This is a genomic window from Streptomyces sp. NPDC001407 (assembly GCF_042895325.1).
Taxonomy (GTDB): Bacteria; Actinomycetota; Actinomycetes; order Streptomycetales; family Streptomycetaceae; genus Streptomyces.
On sequence record NZ_JBIAWF010000017.1, the window covers coordinates 13,474 to 32,084 of the forward strand.

An 18,611-nucleotide genomic window follows, 5' to 3' on the forward strand; every position below is an offset into this window, starting at 1 on the left:
GTCACGTCACTTGCGCATGACCTCGGGCTCGTGGCGGCGCAGCAGCCGGAGGACCGCGAAGCCGCAGAGCACCCCGAGGGCGATCAGGACGACCACGTCGATGCCCCACTGGCTCGCGGTGTGCGCCCACAGCGGGTCGACGTTGCTGCGGTCGTTCTTGTCCATCGGCGCCATGATGTGTGACAGGTCCAGCGTGGCCGCGAGGCCGCCGATGGCCCAGCGGGCCGGCATCAGCCAGGCGAACTGCTCGATGCCCGGCGAGTCGTAGATCTTGAACATGATGCCGGTGAAGACGACCTGGACGATCGCGAACATCACCAGCAGCGGCATGGTCTTCTCGCTGGTCTTCACCAGGGAGGAGATCACGAGGCCGATCATCATGCAGGTGAAGCCGAGCGCGATGATCACGAGGCAGAGCTCGACGGCGGGCAGGGACTTGAGGATCAGGCCCTGCTCGGGCAGCTTGCGGACCGAGAAGCCGATGGCGCAGATGAGGACGGCCTGCACCGCGGTGATCGCGCCGAGCACGACGACCTTGGACATCAGATACGCGGAGCGGGACAGGCCGACGGCGCGTTCCCGTTCGTAGATGACCCGTTCCTTGATCAGCTCTCGGACGGAGTTGGCGGCGCCGGAGAAGCACATGCCGACCGCGAGGATCAGGATGATCGTGCCGGCGTCCTGGTTGAAGTGGCCCTTCTCCGGGGACGCGAGGCCGTAGTCGGAGGGGATCACACAGCTCACCCCGCCGAGCACCGCGGGCAGCACCAGCATCAGGCCCAGGAAGCCGCGGTCCGAGGCGATGACCGAGACATAGCGGCGCATCAGGGTCCACAGCTGCGAGCCCCAGCTCTGCGGCTTGGGCGGGCGGACCATCTGCGGCTGGACGTGTACGGACTGCGGGGCGACGGCGTCGATGTCCGCGGCGTACATCTGGTAGTGCTGCGAGCCGCGCCAGCGGCCCGACCAGTCGTAGTCGCGGTAGTTCTCGAAGGCGGAGAAGACGTCCGCCCATGTGTCGTAGCCGAAGAAGTTGAGCGCCTCCTCGGGCGGCCCGAAGTAGGCGACGGAGCCGCCGGGGGCCATGACCAGCAGCTTGTCGCAGATCGCGAGCTCGGCGACGGAGTGGGTGACCACCAGGACGGTGCGGCCGTCGTCGGCGAGGCCGCGGAGCAGCTGCATCACATCGCGGTCCATGCCCGGGTCGAGGCCGGAGGTCGGCTCGTCCAGGAAGATCAGCGACGGCTTGGTGAGCAGCTCCAGGGCGACGGAGACGCGCTTGCGCTGACCGCCGGAGAGGGAGGTGACCTTCTTCTCCGCGTGGATGTCGAGCTTGAGCTCGGTCAGCACCTCGCCTATCCGGGCCTCGCGCTCGGAGGCCGCGGTGTCGCCGGGGAAGCGGAGCTTGGCGGCGTAGCGCAGCGCCTTACGGACGGTGAGTTCCTTGTGCAGGATGTCGTCCTGCGGGACCAGACCGATGCGCTGGCGCAGCTCGGCGAACTGCTTGTAGAGGTTGCGGTTGTCGTAGAGGACGTCGCCCTCGTTGGCCGGGCGGTAGCCGGTGAGCGCCTTGAGCAGGGTGGACTTGCCGGAGCCGGACGGGCCGATGACGGCGATCAGGGACTTCTCGGGCACGCCGAAGGAGACGTCCTTGAGGATCTGCTTGCCGCCGTCGACCGTGACCGTGAGGTGGCGGGCCGAGAAGGAGACGTCGCCCGTGTCGACGAACTCCTCCAGCCGGTCGCCGACCAGGCGGAAGGTGGAGTGACCGACACCGACGATGTCGTGGGGGCCGATGAGCTGCCGGCTGACCGGCTGACCGTTGACATAGGTGCCGTTGTGGCTGCCGAGGTCGACGATCTCGAAGCGGCCGTCGCCGGTGGCCCGGAACTCGGCGTGGTGCCGGGAGACCTGGAGGTCGGAGACGACCAGCTCGTTCTCCAGGGCACGGCCGATGCGCATCACGCCGCGGCCGACGGCCATCTGGTGGAAGCTGGTCGGGCTGCGGTCGCCGTAGACCGGCGGGGTGCCGCCGCCCTGCGGCGGGGTGCCCCCGTGCGCCGGAGGCTGCTGCGCGGGCTCCGGCGCCTGCTGCGGGACGTACGCCTGCGGCTGCTGCTGGTGCTGCGCCTGCTGGTGCTGCTGCCAGGCGTCCTGCCCCTGCTGCTGATAGGGAGGCTGAGGCTGCTGCCAGCCGGCCCCGGGCTGCTGGTGCTGCGGCGGCTGGTGGTGCGCCGGAGCCTGCGGGGCGGCCATCGCGGTCTGCGCGCTGTAGAGATCCGCGGCGGGAGCTCCGACCCCGGCACCGGCACCGGCGGCGGCGAGATTCAGCCGTGGGCCGTCCGTCGCGTTGCCCAGGTGCACGGTCGAACCGGGGCCGATTTCCATCTGGTGGATCCGCTGCCCCTGCACATATGTGCCGTTGGTGCTGCCGTGGTCCTCGATGACCCAGCCACGCCCACCCCACCGCACGGTGGCGTGCCGCCATGAGACGCGAGCGTCCTGCAACACCATGTCACCCTGCGGATCACGCCCCAAGGTGTACGACCTGGACGGATCGAGCGTCCAGGTCTGTCCATTCAATTCCAGTACGAGTTCCGGCACTCCATGCCCCACTACTTGTCCCCCGATGAGCCCCCTGCACAGGGAGTCTAGGGATGGCGAACATCGGGAGGAACTATTTCAGGCACAGTCCCCGAACCAAAAGTCGGGGACGGGCGCAACCCTGTAACGAGCGCCGTTGACGGACCCGAAACACACCCTGAGAGTGGTTACCGCCACGGATACGTACGGATCATGCGTATACGGGCAGCACGGTGGGATCGGGGGGGTCCGTGATGATCGGCAAAAGGCGTGGGCACAGGCTCGGCCCCATCTCGGCGGCGGAGTTGATTCTTACCTCAATAGCCGCCGTGAGCTGGGCTTTTCTCGCTATGGCGGGAATTGCGGCACTGGGCCTGCATTTACTCGGAGCGGATACCGCGGGCGCGCTGGGCCCGATGACCGCGGCCGCCGTCGTGCTCGCGGTGGGCGGCTCCCTCACCCCTTCGGGTGATCTCGAAGCCTTCGGTCTGAAGGGCGCGGCGGCGCACAGCGCCATCGAAATCGCGCCACTGGGCGTGAGCCTGACGGGCGCGCTCCTGCTGGGCCTGGTCTTCGCGCGGTCGCTGCGCACCGCCGGTGCCATCATGCCGCCGCGTGAACTCGCCCTGCGGGCGGGCACGGTGACGGTGCTCTTCCTGCTGCTGCTCGGCGGGCTGACCTGGGTGGGCTCGGACACGGTCACGATCGACGGGAGCTCTCTCGGCCTCGGCGGCACGAACGGCGGCGGTGGCCTGGTGATCCCGGGGCTCGGGGACATCGGGAACATCGGCGGCGGCCTGCCGGACCGGCTCGCCGGGCTGGCGCGGGCCAAGGCATCGGTGGGCTTCTCCGTGCGGACCGGCCCCTCGCTGCTCGGCGGGGCGGTCTGGGTGCTCGCCGTCCTGCTGATCACCGTGCTGGCCGCCCGGCGCGCACCCCTGCCGCGCGGCTGGGAGGTGCTGCACCGGGGGGTGCGCCCGGCGGTCTCGGCGCTGTGCTCGGTGCTGGTCCTCGCGGTCGGCGCGGGGCTGGCGGCCGCGCTGTACGCGGCGGCGGTCGACGCCCACGCCCAGCGGGTGCTGGGCGCGGCACTGCTCGGGACGCCGAACGGGGTGTGGCTCGGGGTGCCGCTGGGGCTCCTGGTCTCCTGGCGGGGTACGGCCACCGGTGCGCTGGTCCAGGTGCTGCCCTCGCCGCTGGACGACCTGCTCAGCGCCAGGACCGACGAGCCGGTGACCCTGGGGCGGCTCGCGGAGCTCGACAGCCGGGTGTGGCTGCTGGGATTCGGCTGCGCGCTGCTGATCCTCGCGGCGGGGGTGCTCACCGCGGTCCGTACGCCCCGGGGCGAGCTGGGGCTCCTGGCCTTCGCGGGGCGTTGCGCGGTGTCACTGGGGGTGGCGACCGCGCTCGCGCTGCCGCTGCTGGTGCTGGCGACCCGCGTCAAGGCGGACGCCGGCCTGTCGGTCCTGGGCTTCGACGCCGTGGGGGCGGGCCTGGAGCTGACGGGCGACGTCCCGATGGCCCTGGGCCTGGGCGCGCTGTGGGGCACGGTCGCGGGGGCGGCCGGGGGGCTGCTGGCCTGCGCGGTGGGGGCGGCGGGCCGGCGCGCGGTGCGGCCCGGCGGCGGGCGCGCGGGCGCTCGTACATACCCTGACCTGGCCTATCTGCCGGGTCCTTACAACCCCTCGCCGGCCCACCGGCCCGCGCGGGACGAGACGAATCCGTACAAGCGCGACGTGGGACACCCCCACCCCGGGCCGTCCGCCGACAACCCCTACACGGCGCCGACGCAGCCGGCGATGCCCAAGCCACCGCCTCGGCCACGCCCCCGCCGGGGGTACGGCTACGGTGCGCCCGGCCCCGAGGAGGGTCCGCCGCCTCCGGGGCGGCCGCCCGGCGCTCCTCCGGGGCCGCCGGACAAACAGCGTTAACGCGCCGTAGCCCCGTTCTTCGCCGTCCGGTCGGCGGGACAGGTGTACGGATCTTCTTCGGGGCCGGATACGGTGGGAACACCATGAGCGCATCGCAGACCTCGCCTGCCACCGCCGTCACCGGCGACGACGATCCCACCCTCCTTGTCAAGATCTTCGGGAAGGACCGGCCGGGCATCACCGCCGGACTCTTCGACACGCTCGCCGCGTTCGCCGTCGACGTCGTCGACATCGAGCAGGTCGTCACCCGGGGCCGCATCACCCTCTGCGCGCTGGTCACCGCCCCCTCGGGCGGGGGGCCGATGGAGGGCGAACTGCGGGCGACGGTGCACAGTTGGGCGGATTCGCTGCACCTCCAGGCGGAGATCATCTCCGGCCGCGGCGACAACAGGCCGCGTGGCACGGGGCGTTCCCACGTCACGGTGCTCGGCCACCCGCTGACCGCCGAGTCGACGGCCGCGATCGCGGCCCGTATCACCGGCACCGGCGGCAACATCGACCGCATCTTCCGGCTCGCCAAGTACCCCGTCACAGCGGTGGAGTTCGCCGTCTCCGGCGCGGAGACCGAGTCGCTGCGGACCGCGCTGGCCATGGAGGCCGCGGCACGTGGGGTGGACGTGGCGGTCGTGGCGGCCGGGCTCCAGCGGCGGGCGCAGCGCCTGATCGTGATGGACGTGGACTCGACGCTGATCCAGGACGAGGTCATCGAGCTGTTCGCGGCGCACGCCGGGTGCGAGGCGGAGGTCGCGGAGGTGACCGCGCAGGCGATGCGCGGCGAGCTGGACTTCGAGCAGTCGCTGCACGCCCGGGTGGCACTGCTGGCCGGACTCGACGAGTCCGTGGTGGACAAGGTACGGGCCGAGGTCCGCCTCACTCCCGGCGCCCGCACCCTGATCCGTACGCTCAAGCGGCTCGGCTATCAGGTGGGCGTGGTCTCCGGCGGGTTCACCCAGGTCACGGACGACCTGCGGGAGCGGCTCGGCCTGGACTTCGCCTCGGCGAACACCCTCGAGGTCGTCGACGGCCGCCTGACCGGCCGGGTCACCGGCGAGATCGTGGACCGCGCCGGCAAGGCGCGCCTCCTGCGCCGCTTCGCCGCGGAGGCGGGGGTGCCGCTCGCGCAGACGGTGGCGATCGGGGACGGCGCGAACGATCTGGACATGCTGAACGCGGCGGGGCTGGGGGTTGCGTTCAATGCGAAGCCGGTGGTGCGGGAGGCCGCACATACGGCGGTGAATGTGCCGTTCTTGGACACGGTTCTTTATCTGCTGGGTGTGACTCGGGAAGAGGTTGAGGCGGCGAATACGCACGAGTGATGGGGGCGGGTGCGTTGCGCCTGCGGCGGGCTTTGTTCCCCACCCCGCCCCTTCCCGAACCGGGGCTGTGCCCCAGGCCCCCCAGGTGCAGGTGCGTCAGCTGACGCGCAGCGCCTGCGGCGCTGGTCCTCAAACGCCGGACGGGCTGAAATGTGCGGACCGTGGCTCGTGATTGCGCAGCCCGCAGATGACGAGGCCCGCAGGCAACTGACCCACGTTCCGTGCAATCCAGCCCGTCCGGCGCTTGAGGACACCGCGCGGAGCGCGGTTCGGGGGTCTGGGGGCTTGCCCCCAGTTTCGGGAAGGGGCGGGGCTGGGGAACACTCCCCGCCCACTACCTACACATGCGGCGGCCAGAACGCCGTCAGGCGGCAGGCGTTGTGTTCGACCGACTTCCAGGAGCCTGTGAGCGTGAGGACCGCGATCGACGCCGTCGGGAACGCCGTCCGGTTCAGGCGCGCGAGCGCGTCACCCTCCGCGCCCCCCGCGAGCGCGTCGGCCAGGCCGTGCATGCCGGGGTTGTGGCCCACCAGCAGCAGGTCCGCCACATCGTCCGGCGTCTCGTTGATCACGGCGATGAGCTCGCCGACCGACGCCTCGTACAGCCGGTCCTCGTAGACCGTGCGCGGGCGCTTCGGCAGCTCGTGGACCGCGAGCTTCCAGGTCTCGCGGGTGCGGGCGGCGGTGGAGCAGAGGGCCAGGTCGGGGATGATGCCGGCGGAGGCGAGCCGGCGGCCGGCCATCGGGGCGTCCTGGCGGCCGCGGTCCGCGAGCGGGCGGTCGTGGTCGGCGACGTCGGGCCAGTCGGCCTTGGCGTGGCGGAGAAGGACGATCCTGCGGGTCGGTTCGGCGCTCATGTTTTCCAGCTTCGCATGAAAAGAGCGGCGAGGCGCGGGGTGTTGGGAGGCCGTTCCCTCCTCGGTGGCACGTGCCGACTACCCGCCGAGGGTGTGCTGGACGAAGTCGACGACGCGGGCGACCGAGCCCGCCGCGCCGGTCGTCCCGCGGGGCTCCGAGGACGACGCGGGCGAGGCCAGCAGGAGGAAGAGGGCCACGAAGGCCGCCGCGGGGAGCACGAGACCCCACCACGGCAGTTTGGTCTGCACGGTGCCGTGCGTCCGGTGCTTCGTGCCGGCGGACATGGGGTCTCCTCCGCGTAGGTCCGTGGGACACCGCGCCTCGCGGTGTACTACGAACCTACGGAGAACGGCCTCCCGCTCCCATCCGGTGAACCACCCACTTGCCCCTGACCTCTCCCCCCTAGGGGACGGGGGCCAGCCCCACCCTCCCCCTGCGGGAAACCTCGGGGTCAGGGTGAGGCGAGGGTCGCGATCACCGCGATGACGACGGTGATCGCGAGCATCGCGCCGAGGATGGCGAGAAGCGTCTTCTGGCCGTTCTTGGGATTCGGGTCGAGCACGGGCTGCTGCATGGCACCAGTGTCGCACCCCCGCCCGGAGGCTTTCGGCCGGGTCAGATCTCGTCCTCCACCGTGCGGTTCCGGCCCGCCAGCAGGCCCGCCACGATCTGAGGCACCATCAGCGAAGCCATCAGCGCGATCGGCCAGTTCCAGCCACCGGTGGCCCCGTTGAGCCAGCCCACGAGCAGCGGGCCGGGGATGGAGATGAGATAGCCGATGCTCTGGGCGAAGGCGGAGAGCCGCACCATGCCCGCGCCGGTCCGGGCGCGCATGCCGATCATGGTGAGGGCGAGCGGGAAGGCGCTGTTGGAGACGCCGAGGAGCACCACCCAGGCCCAGGCCCCTTCCTTGGGGGCCAGCCACAGACCCGCGTAACCCGCGAGACCGAAGACGGCGAGGGTGACGGCCAGGACGCCCTGGTGGGGCAGGCGGGCGGCGAGGCGCGGCAGCAGGAAGGCGATCGGCACGCCCACCACCATCGTCGTCGCGGCCAGCACACCGGCGGTGGAGGCGGAGACCCCGGCGTCCCGGAAGATCACGGGCAGCCAGCCCATGACGATGTACGCGCCGGTGGCCTGGAGGCCGAAGAAGACGGCCAGCGCCCAGGCCGTGGGGCTGCGGGTGATGCTCTTGCCGGCGTCCTCCCGCACGGCACCGGCGGCAGGCGCGGCATCGCGCTCCGCCCGGCCGCGGGCGCTGATCGCCAGCCAGGCCAGGGCCGCCGCGGCGGCGAGGACGGCCCAGACGGCGAGGCCGTACTTCCAGCCGCCGCCCATGGCGTGGGTCAGCGGGACGGTGACGGCGCCCGCGACGCCGGCGCCGCCGGAGAGCGCCATGGAGTAGAGGCCGGTCATGGGCCCGACACGGTCGGGGAACCAGCGCTTGACGACGACCGGCATCAGGACGTTGCTCACGGCGATGCCCGCGAGCGCGAGGGCGCTCAAGGCCAGGAAGGCGGGGATCCCGCCGCCGAAGGGGCGCAGCGCGAGCCCGGCGGCTATCGCCGCCATCCCGGCGCAGACCACCGGGGCGGGCCCCCAGCGGCGGGCCAGCCGGGGCGCGGCGAGGCCGAAGACGGCGAAGCACAGGGTGGGCACGGAGGTGAGCAGCCCGGCGAGGGCGCCGCTCATCCCGAAGCCGGCCTTCACCTCCTTCATCAGCGCGCCCAGGCTGGTGATCGCGGGACGGAGGTTGAGGGCGGCGAGTACGAGCCCCACGGCGAGGAGCAGGGTCCGCGGGCGGGCGGGTCCGCGGCCCGGGGCGGGGGCGGGCGTGTCGGTTGCCGGTGCCGGTGCGGCCGGGTCGGCCGTCGTGAGATCTTCGTCTGCCGTATGTGCCATACCGGCATCATAGAATCATGGGATGAATGGAGCACGACAATGGCGCCTCTGACATCTCCTCGCCGGTCCCCGCTCGTCGACCAGGTGATCGCGCAGCTGCGCAACCAGATCACGTCCGGCGAATGGCCCGTCGGCTCGCGCATCCCCACCGAGCCCGCGCTCGTGGAGCAGCTCGGCGTGGCCCGCAACACCGTGCGTGAGGCCGTGCGCGCCCTCGCGCACAACGGCCTGCTGGACATCCGCCAGGGCTCGGGCACCTATGTCGTCGCCACCAGCGAGCTCGCCGGGGTGATGAACCGCCGCTTCGCGCAGGCGGACCCGCTGCACGTGGCGGAGCTGCGCAGCGCGCTGGAGACCCAGGCGGCCCGGCTGGCGGCCCGGCGGCGCACCGAGCAGGACCTCGCGCAGCTGACGGCGCTGCTGGAGCGGCGCGAGGAAGCCTGGTACTCGGGAGACGCGGAGCGGTTCGTGGAGGCCGACGCCACGCTGCACACGGCGGTGGTCGCGGCGGCGCACAACGAGGTGCTGGCCGAGGTGTACGCGGATCTCGGCGGGGTGCTCCGCCAGTTCCTGCGCGCGGACGTGGGCACGGACCTGAAGCCCGAGGGGCTGGCCGATCACGGCAGGCTGGTGGCCGCGATCAGGGACGGCGACGAGCGGACGGCGGAGGAGGAGGCGGGCCGCTATCCGTACGGCTGCCGCGGCGTCCGCTGAGGGTCAGCCGGGTGTGTGCGTCACCCAGGCGTGGCGTATGCCCAGCCAGCAGCGCTGGGTGAGGGAGACGTGGCGGGCCGGGGTGACCGCGACGGGCGCGGTGTCCATGTCCGGGTCCCACCAGCGGACGCACTCGATGTGCAGCTGTACGCGATCGATGGTGGAGTTGCCGTTGAAGCAGTCGGCCGTGGCGTGCGAGCCGCGGATCCGGGTGCTGCACTCGGCCTCCTGCGTCACGGCGGGCGCGGGTGCCGCGAGGGCGGGCGGGGACGCGGCACCGGCCAGGGCGGCGCCGGCGAACAGCAGGGCCGCCGTCCGGCGGAGCGGGGAGTTCATGTTCCGTACCTCCTCCCGTCCCCAACAGTGTGAGGGCGACGGGCGAGGTTCTCGACTCGGGGCGGTCGCAGTGCCGTCCGCGCATACGCGAAGGCCGCGCGGCTGTCCACCGGACGGCCGCGCGGCCTTCGTACGCCTCGGGAGCCCTTGGCTCAGGCGCCCATCATGTGCACGCCGCCGTCGACGTGGACGATCTCACCCGTGGTGCGCGGGAAGAAGTCCGACAGCAGGCCGACGATGCCACGGCCCGCCGGCTCCGGGTCGGCGAGGTCCCAGCCGATGGGGGCGCGGTGGTTCCACACGTCCGCGAGCTCCTCGAAGCCCGGGATGGACTTGGCGGCCATCGACTTCAGCGGACCGGCCGAGACCAGGTTGCAGCGGATGCCCTGGGGGCCGAGGTCGCGGGCGAGGTAGCGGTTGGTGGACTCCAGGGCGGCCTTGGCCACGCCCATCCAGTCGTACTTCGGCCAGGCGATCTGCGCGTCGAAGGTCAGGCCCACGATCGAGGAGCCCTCGCGCATCAGCGGGAGCAGGGCCATGGTCAGCGACTTGTAGGAGTACGCCGAGATCTGGACGGCCGTGGAGACGTCCTCCCAGGTGCCCTCGAGGAAGTTGAAGGCGCCCTGCGGGCCGAAGGCGATGGAGTGCACGATGCCGTCGAGGGCCACGCCCTCGCCGAGGTGCTCGCGCACCTTGTCGGCCAGGCCGTCGAGGTGCTCCTGGTTGCTGACGTCGAGCTCGATCACCGGAGCGGGCTTCGGCAGCCGCTTCGCGATGCGCTCGACCAGGGAGAGCCGGCCGAAGCCGGTGAGGATGACCTCGGCGCCCTCGTTCTGGGCGACCTTCGCGGCCTGGAAGGCGATCGACGCCTCGGTGAGGACGCCGGTGATCAGGATGCGCTTGCCTGCGAGGATTCCACTCATGACGTTCAGTGACCCATGCCCAATCCGCCGTCGACAGGAATGACGGCTCCAGTGATGTATGCGGCCTCGTCGGAGGCGAGGAAGCGGACCGAGGCGGCGATCTCCTCGGGCTGCGCGTAGCGCGCGAGCGGCACCTGCTTCACGATGTTGGCCCGCTGCTCGTCGGTGAGCACCCGGGTCATGTCGGTGTCGACGAAGCCGGGGGCGACGACGTTGACCGTGATGTTGCGCGAGCCCAGCTCACGGCCGAGCGAGCGGGCGAAGCCGACCAGACCGGCCTTGGAGGCGGCGTAGTTGGCCTGCCCCGCCGAGCCCATCAGGCCGACGACGGAGGAGATCAGCACCACACGGCCCTTGCGGGCACGCAGCATGCCCTTCGAGGCGCGCTTGACGACCCGGAAGGTGCCGGTGAGGTTGGTGTCCACCACCGACGTGAAGTCCTCCTCGGACATCCGCAGCAGCAGCTGGTCGCGGGTGATGCCGGCGTTGGCCACCAGCACCTCGACCGCGCCCTGCTTCTCCTCGATCTCCTTGTAGGCCTGCTCGACCTGCTCCGGATCCGTGATGTCGCACTTCACGGCGAGGCAGCCCAGCTCCACGAGCGCCTCCGGCGGCTCACCGGAGCGGTAGGTGATGGCGACCTTGTCCCCCGCTTCCGCGAACGCGCGGGCGATGGCGAGGCCGATGCCCCGGTTTCCTCCGGTGACGAGAACCGAGCGGCTCAAGGGATCACCCTTCCGTTTCTTCCATGGGTGCTGCTGACTACACCGAAACGTATCGGTAGTGGTCATCGAAGAGAGAATCGACCTGCGACAGGGGCACGCGGCGCACACTGTTGGATCTCTACAGAAGCGGCCCGTCCCCCACCCCGCCCGAGGAGCGGAAACGCGGTGCGTGGGTCACCCGTGAGGCGGCATGATTCACAGGACGACCTCCGGGAGGACCCTGTGCCCCGTTCCACGCCCCATTCCATCGACGAGACATTCCTCGCGCTGCCGCTGCGGCCGCTCGCCGACGCCGCGCTGGCCCGCGCCCGCGCGCTCGGTGCCGAGCACGCCGACTTCCGCCTCGAGCGGGTGCGCAGCGCCTCCTGGCGGCTGCGCGACGCCCGCCCCGCGGGCTCGTCGGACGCCACCGACCTGGGCTACGCGGTGCGCGTGGTGCACGGCGGGAGCTGGGGGTTCGCCGCGGGCGTGGAGCTGACGATGGACGCGGCCGCGCGGGTGGCCGGGCAGGCCGTGGCGATGGCGAAGCTGTCGGCCAAGGTGATCGCGGCGGCCGGGTCCGACGAGAGGGTGGAGCTGGCGGACGAGCCGGTGCACGCGGACCGCACCTGGGTCTCCGCGTACGAGCTCAATCCTTTCGAGGTGCCCGACGCCGAGAAGACCGCGCTGCTCGCCCAGTGGAGCGACCGGCTGCTGGCCGCGGACGGGGTGGCCCACACCGACGCCACGCTGACGACCGTGCAGGAGAACAAGTTCTACGCCGACTCGGCGGGCACCACGACCACCCAGCAGCGCGTCCGCGTGCACCCGCAGCTGACGGCGACCGCGGTGGACCCGGCGACCGGTGACTTCGACACCATGCGCACCATCGCGCCACCGGCCGGCCGCGGCTGGGAGTACCTGACGGGCACCGGCTGGGACTGGGACGCGGAGCTGGCGGAGATGCCGGAGCTGCTGGCGGAGAAGATGCGCGCGCCGAGCGTCCGGGCCGGCGCGTACGACCTGGTGGTCGACCCCTCCAACCTGTGGCTGACGATCCACGAGTCGATCGGCCACGCCACCGAGCTGGACCGGGCGCTGGGCTACGAGGCGGCGTACGCGGGCACGTCGTTCGCGACCTTCGACAAGCTGGGCAGCCTCCGCTACGGCTCGAAGATCATGAACGTGACGGGCGACCGGACCGCCGAGCACGGCCTCGCGACCGTCGGCTACGACGACGAGGGCGTGGCGGCCCAGTCCTGGGACCTCGTCAAGGACGGCATCCTGACCGGCTATCAGCTCGACCGCCGCACCGCGAGGCTCACGGGCTTCGCCCGCTCCAACGGCTGCGCGTTCGCCGACTCCCCCTCGCACGTGCCCGTGCAGCGGATGGCGAACGTCTCCCTCCGGCCGGCGCCCGACGGGCCGTCGACGGAGGAGCTGATCTCGGGTGTGGAGGACGGCATCTACATCGTCGGCGACCGGTCGTGGTCGATCGACATGCAGCGCTACAACTTCCAGTTCACGGGGCAGCGGGCGTACGCGATCCGGAACGGCCGGCTCGACGGGCAGGTCAGGGACTTCGCCTACCAGGCGACGACGACGGACTTCTGGGGCTCGATGGCGGCGGTCGGCGGACCGGGGACGTACGTCCTGGGCGGCGCGTTCAACTGCGGCAAGGCCCAGCCGGGCCAGATCGCCGCGGTCTCCCACGGCTGCCCGTCCGCACTCTTCAAGAACGTCAACATCTTGAACACCACGCAGGAGGCGGGTCAGTGAGCCCTCGTAGCAGGAACAAGCCGCACGAGATCGTCGAGCGCGCCCTGGAGCTGTCGCGTGCCGACGGCCTCGTCGTGATCGCGAGCGAGGACTCCACCGCCAATCTGCGCTGGGCGGGCAACGCGCTCACCACCAACGGCGTCACCCGTGGCCGCACCGTCACCGTGATCGCGACCGTCGACGGCGCCGAGGGCACGGCCTCCGGGGTCGTCACCCGGTCGGCGGTCACCGCGGACGAGCTGGAGCCGCTGGTGCGGGCCGCCGAGGCCGCCGCCCGGGAGTCGGGCCCCGCCGAGGACGCGCAGCCGCTGGTGACGGGCGTCCCGCACTCCCCCGACTTCACCGAGGCGCCCGCCGAGACCTCCCCGGCGGTCTTCGACGCCTTCGCGCCCGCGCTCGGCGAGTCCTTCGCCCGTGCCCGCGCCGAGGGCCGCGAGCTCTACGGCTTCGCCCTCCACCAGGTGAACTCCCACTACGTGGGCTCCTCCGCCGGGCTGCGGCTCCGGCACGACCAGCCCACCGGCACCCTGGAGCTCAACGCGAAGTCCCCGGACCGCACGCGCTCCGCGTGGGTGGGCCGCGCCACGCGTGACTTCACGGACGTGGACCCGGCGGCGCTGGACGCCGAGCTGGCCCGGCGGCTGGCCTGGGCCCGTACGAAGATCGAGCTGCCGGCCGGGCGGTACGAGACACTGCTCCCGCCGACCGCCGTCGCGGACCTCATGGTCTACCAGGCGTGGTCGGCCACGGCCCGGGAGGCGGCGGAGGGCCGTACGGTCTTCTCCAGGCCCGGCGGTGGCACCCGGATCGGGGAGAAGCTCTCCGCGCTGCCGCTGTCGCTGCGCAGCGACCCGGCCTACCCGGGGCTTCAGTGCGCGCCGTTCGTGCTCACGAGCAGCTCGGGCGAGGACTCCTCGGTCTTCGACAACGGGCTGCCGCTCCCCGCCACGGACTGGATCCGCGAGGGCGTGCTGGAGCGGCTGATCACGACCCGCCACACCGCCGGCCTGACGGGCCTACCCGTGGCCCCGGGCATCGACAACCTCATCCTGGACGGGGGCGGCGGCCGCTCTCTGGACGAGATGGCCGCCGACACCGAGCGCGGTCTGCTGCTGACCTCCCTGTGGTACATCCGCGAGGTCGACCCGGCGTCGCTGCTGCTCACCGGGCTCACCCGGGACGGCGTCTATCTCGTGGAGAAGGGCGAGGTCGTCGGCGAGGTGAACAACTTCCGCTTCAACGAGTCCCCGGTCTCCGTGCTCTCCCGGGCCACGGAGGCGGGCCGCACCGAGCCGACGCTGCCGCGCGAGTGGGGCGACTACTTCAGCCGGGCGGCGATGCCCGCGCTGCGCGTGCCCGACTTCAACATGAGCTCGGTCAGCCAGGGGGTGTGAGCGCGGGCGGGGGTGGGACAGCCGGGGCGCGCCACCGGGCCGAATAGACTGGGCGCGTCCGTCCACCCCCTCCCTCCCGTCTCCCGGGCTTTTCTCCTTCTTTCCTTCATCCGTCCTCTCGATCCCCAGGAACGTCATGACACGCCTCGGCGAATCCGTCGCCCGCGCCAGCGAGCTCCTCGCACAGGACCTCTCCTCCGACCAGACCGTCCAGCGGCTGCTCACGGAGACGGGCTCGCGGCGCTATCTCGACCTGACGGATCTGTCGGCGAAGGAGCAGGCCGAGCTGATCGCGGCCCGCACGGTCGAGGTGCTGCCGGGCGTGGACAAGCTCGCCGCCCGCATCGAGGAGCGCCGGGCCGCGGGCCAGGGGCTGAGCATCAAGCTGGGCATCGACCCGACCGGCACCGATGTGCACCTCGGCCACGCCGTGCCGATGATCATCCTCAACCGCTTCCAGCGCATGGGCCACGACGTCACCCTGCTGATCGGTGACTTCACCGCCAAGATCGGCGACCCGACGGGCCGTACGGCCGAGCGCCCGCCGCTCACCGACGAGGACATCGCGCGGAACCTGGCCGGCTACCGCGAGCAGGTCCGGCCGTTCTTCGACTTCGAGAAGGTCCGGTTCCGCCAGAACAGCGAGTGGCTGGCGCCGTACACCTTCCCCGAGCTGCTCGGCCTGCTCTCGCAGGTGCCGGTCTCGCAGCTGCTCCAGCGCGAGGACTTCCGTACGCGCCTGGCGGCCGGTTCCGGGCTGACCATGTCGGAGCTGCTCTACCCGATCGCGCAGGGCCTGGACTCCGTGGCGCTGGACTGCGACGTGGAGCTGGGCGGCGCCGACCAGCTGCTCAACCTCCAGATGGGCCGCAAGCTCATGGAGCTGCGCGGCCAGCGGCCGCAGCTCGTGGTGACCATGCCGCTGATCGAGGGCACGGACGGCACCGGCGCGAAGATGTCCAAGTCCAAGGGCAACTACGTGGGTCTGACCGCGCCCGCCGACGATGTCTTCGGCAAGATCATGTCGGTGCCGGACCGGCTGATGGAGCCGTACCTCAAGGCGTGGACGGAGTGGACGGACGAGGAGGTCGCGCTCGTCCTGGCCCGCGTGGCGGAGCGGTCCCTGCACCCGATGGACCTCAAGAAGGTCCTGGCGGGCGAGGTCGTGACCGCGCTGTACGGCGTCGAGGCGGCGATGGCGGCGCGGGCCGGCTTCATCGCGCAGTTCTCGAAGAAGAGCTTCACCGACGTCGAGAGCCTGCCGGTGGTGGAGCTCGGCGAGCACGGCTCCGAGGCGGCTACGGCCGTGCTCAGCCAGGTGCTGGGCTTCCAGCCGAGCGCTTCCGCGGCGCGGCGGGTGGCCAAGCAGAATGGTCTGCGGCTGATCGTGGAGCACGACGGGGGGCAGGAGGCCGTCGTGCTGGCGGAGGCGGAGGCGATCCGTCCGCTGGGTGAGGTGGTGCGCGAGACGCTGGCGAAGGTGGCGGCGGCCGGGGTCACCGCTCCCTCGGGGGTCTACCTCAAGGCCGGCCGGAAGATCGCTGAGGTCCGCGGGGCCTGATTTGGGGGCGCTGCCCCTTTCCGGGTGCATCTGATGTGCGGCTCCGCCGCGCGGGGGTGCGCCTGCGGCGCTTTGTTCCCCTACCCCGCCCCTTCCCGAAACTGGGGCTGCGCCCCAGACCCCGGACCGCGCTGACGCGCGGTGTCCTCAAACTCCCCCAGCTACCTCCCCCGGACTCCGTCCGGGGGTGCCCCCAGAGGTGCCCCCAACGGGCTGGATTGCGCGGACCGTAGTCCGCACCATCCAGCCCGTCCCCGCTCAGGCCCGAGCCTTGCGGTTGCCCCGTAGCGCCACCCACAAGCGGTCGCCCACGCCGACCACCAGCACCGCTCCGGCCAGTTGGAGCAGGTGGCGGCCCCAGTCGATGCCCTTGGTGTCGTTGATGCCGAGGCCCGTGGCCGCCCAGTTGCCGAGCAGGCTGCCGATCATGCCGAGGATGATCGTCAGCCAGAGGGGGATCTGCTGCTTGCCCGGCAGGATCGCCTTGGCGATCAGGCCCAGCACCAGTCCGACGATGATGGCCCACAACCAGCTCATGTCGCCTCCTCAAGCGGCGCGATATGGCGTGCCCCGCCATTCTGGGGCCGCTCGCGGTACGGCGCATTTCGGACCGGCCCCTACGCCGGGTGCATGAGAGATATGCAGGTCGGGACGGGGGTCCGGCGGGGTGCCCCGGTCTCGTACGCGGACCGGTGGCGGCGTAACGTTGAATACGTCCTGGACGAATGGCGCGTCCCGGCGGCGAGCAGGTGGTGGAACGTGATGCGGAAGCTGGGCGGGCCGGAGGTCATCAGGATCACCGGCGCCCGACGGGGTCTGGCCGAGGACGTGCGCGGCCGTCAGCGGCGGTACGTCTTCTCGATGCTCGTCCGCACCCTCTCGGTGGTGCTGACCGTGGTGCTGTGGAACGTCGAGCGCTATGTGGCCATCGGCACGCTGATCCTGGGGGCGCTGCTCCCCTATGTCGCCGTCGTGATCGCCAACGCGGGCCGGGAGAACGCCCCTTCGCTGCCGGGCACGTTCGTGCCCGCGCCGACCCGGCCGGTGCTGATGCCCCCTCCCGTGGCCGGCCCCGCGGAACCCCCGGCGGAAGCGGACCCCGGCGACGGTCGGCCGTTGTCCGGCGATCACGGGCGTGACCACAACTGATGTGCGGGCGTGGGCGCGCGGGCCGGTGCCCGCGCCGCCAAGCTCAAGAAAACCTCAGATCAATCATGTGGTTTCAGTGCCGCGCGCCGGTCACCCCGTGACATACTTCCTAAGCGCTCCGCATCCCCCGTCGGAGCGACAGACCGACGCCGGGCGGCTCCCCCCGTGGCTGCCCGGCGTCGCCGTGTCCACGTGGCCCTGGGCCGGGCGGTGGGACGTAGAGTCTGGGGTGTGAACTCCCCCGATACCGCTGTGATCTGTTCCGCCAAGGGCTGCCGCGCCGACGCCGTGTGGGTGCTCGCCTGGAACAACCCCAAGCTGCACACGCCCGACCGGCGCAAGACGTGGCTCGCGTGCGACGAGCACCGTGAGCACCTGTCCAACTTCCTTGATCTGCGCGGCTTCCTCAAGGACGTGGTGGCCCTGCGGGAGTGGGAGTCAGCCGCCGATCGCTGACATCGGGCGCCGGGGCTGGAGGAAGGACGGGTCGTCGAGCCCCGAGCCCGCCTTCTTGCCCCACATGGCGTGCCGCCAGAACCGCGCTATCTCCTCGTCCGGGGCGCCGGAGCGCAGCACGCCCCGCAGGTCCGACTCCTCGCGCGCGAACAGGCACGTACGGATCTGCCCGTCGGCGGTGAGCCGGGTGCGGTCGCAGGCCGCGCAGAAGGGGCGGGTGACGGAGGCGATCACTCCGACGCGGGCGGGCCCGCCGTCGACGACCCAGCGCTCGGCGGGTGCGGAGCCGCGCTCGCCGTCGGCCTCCCCGGTGAGGCGGAAGCGCGTGCGGAGGCTCGCGAGGATGTCCTCCGCGGTGATCATCCCCTCGCGTTTCCAGCCGTGTTGGGCGTCAAGGGGCATCTGCTCGATGAAGCGGAGCTCATAGTCGTTCTCGACGGCCCACGCGAGGAGCTCGGGGGCCTCGTCGTCGTTGAGGCCGGGCATCAGGACGGCGTTGACCTTCACCGGCGTGAGGCCGGCCGCGCGGGCGGCGGCGAGTCCGTCGAGGACGTCCTGGTGGCGCTTGCGCCGGGTCAGGGTGCGGAAGACCTCGGGGCGCAGGGTGTCGAGGGAGACGTTGACGCGGTCGAGCCCGGCGGCCTTCAGGGCGTCGGCCGTGCGGGCGAGGCCGATGCCGTTGGTGGTGAGGGAGAGCCGGGGGCGCGGCAGGAGGGCCGCGCAGCGCTCGACGATGGAGACGAGGCCGGGCCGCAGCAGGGGCTCCCCGCCGGTGAAGCGGACCTCGGTGACACCGAGTGCCGTGACGGCTATGTGGACGAGGCGGACGATCTCGTCGTCGGTGAGGAGGTCGGGCTTGGCGAGCCACTGGAGGCCCTCTTCGGGCATGCAGTAGGTGCACCGGAGGTTGCAGCGGTCGGTGAGGGAGACGCGCAGGTCGGTGGCGGCGCGACCGTAGGTGTCGATGAGCACGGTGACGGCCCCTCCCGCGAGTTGGAACGATAT

Annotated in this window: 18 protein-coding genes; 8 read left to right on the forward strand and 10 right to left on the reverse strand. The window is 71.7% G+C overall.

Translation table 11 applies throughout. From position 1 onward, the window contains the following. Positions 1-6 precede the first annotated feature (6 nt). Positions 7-2,616, reverse strand: coding sequence for an FHA domain-containing protein (locus tag ACFY1P_RS22815; RefSeq protein WP_361528246.1), 2,610 nt, complete (start codon positions 2,614-2,616; stop codon positions 7-9). A 221-nt stretch (positions 2,617-2,837) separates the two neighbouring features. Here ACFY1P_RS22815 and ACFY1P_RS22820 point away from each other — a divergent pair, with 221 nt between their 5' ends. Together ACFY1P_RS22820 and serB are read left to right on the forward strand one after the other, a co-directional pair. Beyond that, positions 2,838-4,514 (forward strand): streptophobe family protein, encoded by a 1,677-nt coding sequence (locus tag ACFY1P_RS22820; RefSeq protein ID WP_361528252.1) that lies wholly within the window; start codon positions 2,838-2,840, stop codon positions 4,512-4,514. 83 nt (positions 4,515-4,597) lie between these two features. Continuing rightward, the gene (serB, locus tag ACFY1P_RS22825; RefSeq protein WP_361528244.1) at positions 4,598-5,830 is read left to right on the forward strand and encodes a phosphoserine phosphatase SerB; all 1,233 of its coding nucleotides are present in this window, start codon (positions 4,598-4,600) and stop codon (positions 5,828-5,830) included. A gap of 338 nt (positions 5,831-6,168) precedes the next feature. On the opposite strand, the gene ACFY1P_RS22830 is transcribed toward serB, so the two are convergent. From ACFY1P_RS22830 to ACFY1P_RS22845, 4 genes are all read right to left on the reverse strand, one after another. Further along, on the reverse strand, positions 6,169-6,687 hold the full coding sequence (locus ACFY1P_RS22830; RefSeq protein WP_361528242.1) for a histidine phosphatase family protein: 519 nt from the start codon (positions 6,685-6,687) through the stop codon (positions 6,169-6,171). Between the two features lie 78 nt (positions 6,688-6,765). After that, complete coding sequence (locus ACFY1P_RS22835; RefSeq protein ID WP_361528240.1) at positions 6,766-6,972, reverse strand: hypothetical protein; 207 nt, start codon at positions 6,970-6,972, stop codon at positions 6,766-6,768. Positions 6,973-7,139: 167 nt separating this feature from the next. Then, the gene (locus ACFY1P_RS22840; RefSeq protein ID WP_361528238.1) at positions 7,140-7,262 is read right to left on the reverse strand and encodes an SGM_5486 family transporter-associated protein; all 123 of its coding nucleotides are present in this window, start codon (positions 7,260-7,262) and stop codon (positions 7,140-7,142) included. Positions 7,263-7,303: 41 nt separating this feature from the next. After that, positions 7,304-8,590, reverse strand: coding sequence for an MFS transporter (locus ACFY1P_RS22845; protein ID WP_361528237.1), 1,287 nt, complete (start codon positions 8,588-8,590; stop codon positions 7,304-7,306). A gap of 39 nt (positions 8,591-8,629) precedes the next feature. On the opposite strand from ACFY1P_RS22845, the gene ACFY1P_RS22850 reads away from it, so the two are divergent. Beyond that, a complete protein-coding gene (locus tag ACFY1P_RS22850) occupies positions 8,630-9,304 on the forward strand; it encodes a FadR/GntR family transcriptional regulator (protein ID WP_361528236.1) in 675 nt (224 codons plus the stop codon). 3 nt (positions 9,305-9,307) lie between these two features. Here ACFY1P_RS22850 and ACFY1P_RS22855 read toward each other — a convergent pair whose 3' ends face one another. The 3 genes from ACFY1P_RS22855 to fabG form a co-directional block, all read right to left on the reverse strand. Next, positions 9,308-9,640 (reverse strand): hypothetical protein, encoded by a 333-nt coding sequence (locus tag ACFY1P_RS22855; RefSeq protein WP_390751721.1) that lies wholly within the window; start codon positions 9,638-9,640, stop codon positions 9,308-9,310. A 152-nt stretch (positions 9,641-9,792) separates the two neighbouring features. Then, positions 9,793-10,563: an enoyl-ACP reductase FabI gene (gene fabI, locus ACFY1P_RS22860; protein WP_361528232.1), complete on the reverse strand. Its 771-nt coding sequence runs from the start codon at positions 10,561-10,563 to the stop codon at positions 9,793-9,795. A 5-nt stretch (positions 10,564-10,568) separates the two neighbouring features. Continuing rightward, on the reverse strand, positions 10,569-11,288 hold the full coding sequence (gene fabG / locus ACFY1P_RS22865; RefSeq protein ID WP_361528230.1) for a 3-oxoacyl-[acyl-carrier-protein] reductase: 720 nt from the start codon (positions 11,286-11,288) through the stop codon (positions 10,569-10,571). A gap of 222 nt (positions 11,289-11,510) precedes the next feature. Here fabG and ACFY1P_RS22870 point away from each other — a divergent pair, with 222 nt between their 5' ends. The 3 genes from ACFY1P_RS22870 (at position 11,511) to tyrS (ending at position 16,001) form a co-directional block, all read left to right on the forward strand. Then, a complete protein-coding gene (locus ACFY1P_RS22870) occupies positions 11,511-13,046 on the forward strand; it encodes a TldD/PmbA family protein (protein ID WP_361528228.1) in 1,536 nt (511 codons plus the stop codon). After that, a complete protein-coding gene (locus tag ACFY1P_RS22875; protein WP_390751722.1) occupies positions 13,043-14,440 on the forward strand; it encodes a metallopeptidase TldD-related protein in 1,398 nt (465 codons plus the stop codon). The genes ACFY1P_RS22870 and ACFY1P_RS22875 overlap by 4 nt, the downstream gene beginning before the upstream one ends. A 136-nt stretch (positions 14,441-14,576) precedes the next feature. Beyond that, entirely contained in the window at positions 14,577-16,001 is a 1,425-nt protein-coding gene (gene tyrS / locus ACFY1P_RS22880) for a tyrosine--tRNA ligase (RefSeq protein WP_361528224.1), read from the forward strand. Between the two features lie 258 nt (positions 16,002-16,259). Here tyrS and ACFY1P_RS22885 read toward each other — a convergent pair whose 3' ends face one another. Next, positions 16,260-16,538 (reverse strand): GlsB/YeaQ/YmgE family stress response membrane protein, encoded by a 279-nt coding sequence (locus tag ACFY1P_RS22885; RefSeq protein WP_361528222.1) that lies wholly within the window; start codon positions 16,536-16,538, stop codon positions 16,260-16,262. A 225-nt stretch (positions 16,539-16,763) separates the two neighbouring features. Here ACFY1P_RS22885 and ACFY1P_RS22890 point away from each other — a divergent pair, with 225 nt between their 5' ends. Further along, positions 16,764-17,150: a DUF3099 domain-containing protein gene (locus ACFY1P_RS22890; RefSeq protein ID WP_390751773.1), complete on the forward strand. Its 387-nt coding sequence runs from the start codon at positions 16,764-16,766 to the stop codon at positions 17,148-17,150. Between the two features lie 231 nt (positions 17,151-17,381). Then, the gene (locus tag ACFY1P_RS22895) at positions 17,382-17,606 is read left to right on the forward strand and encodes a hypothetical protein (protein WP_361528218.1); all 225 of its coding nucleotides are present in this window, start codon (positions 17,382-17,384) and stop codon (positions 17,604-17,606) included. Here the strand turns inward: ACFY1P_RS22895 and moaA are convergent. Further along, on the reverse strand, positions 17,589-18,578 hold the full coding sequence (moaA, locus tag ACFY1P_RS22900; RefSeq protein WP_361528250.1) for a GTP 3',8-cyclase MoaA: 990 nt from the start codon (positions 18,576-18,578) through the stop codon (positions 17,589-17,591). The genes ACFY1P_RS22895 and moaA overlap by 18 nt on opposite strands. Between the last annotated feature and the right edge of the window lie 33 nt (positions 18,579-18,611).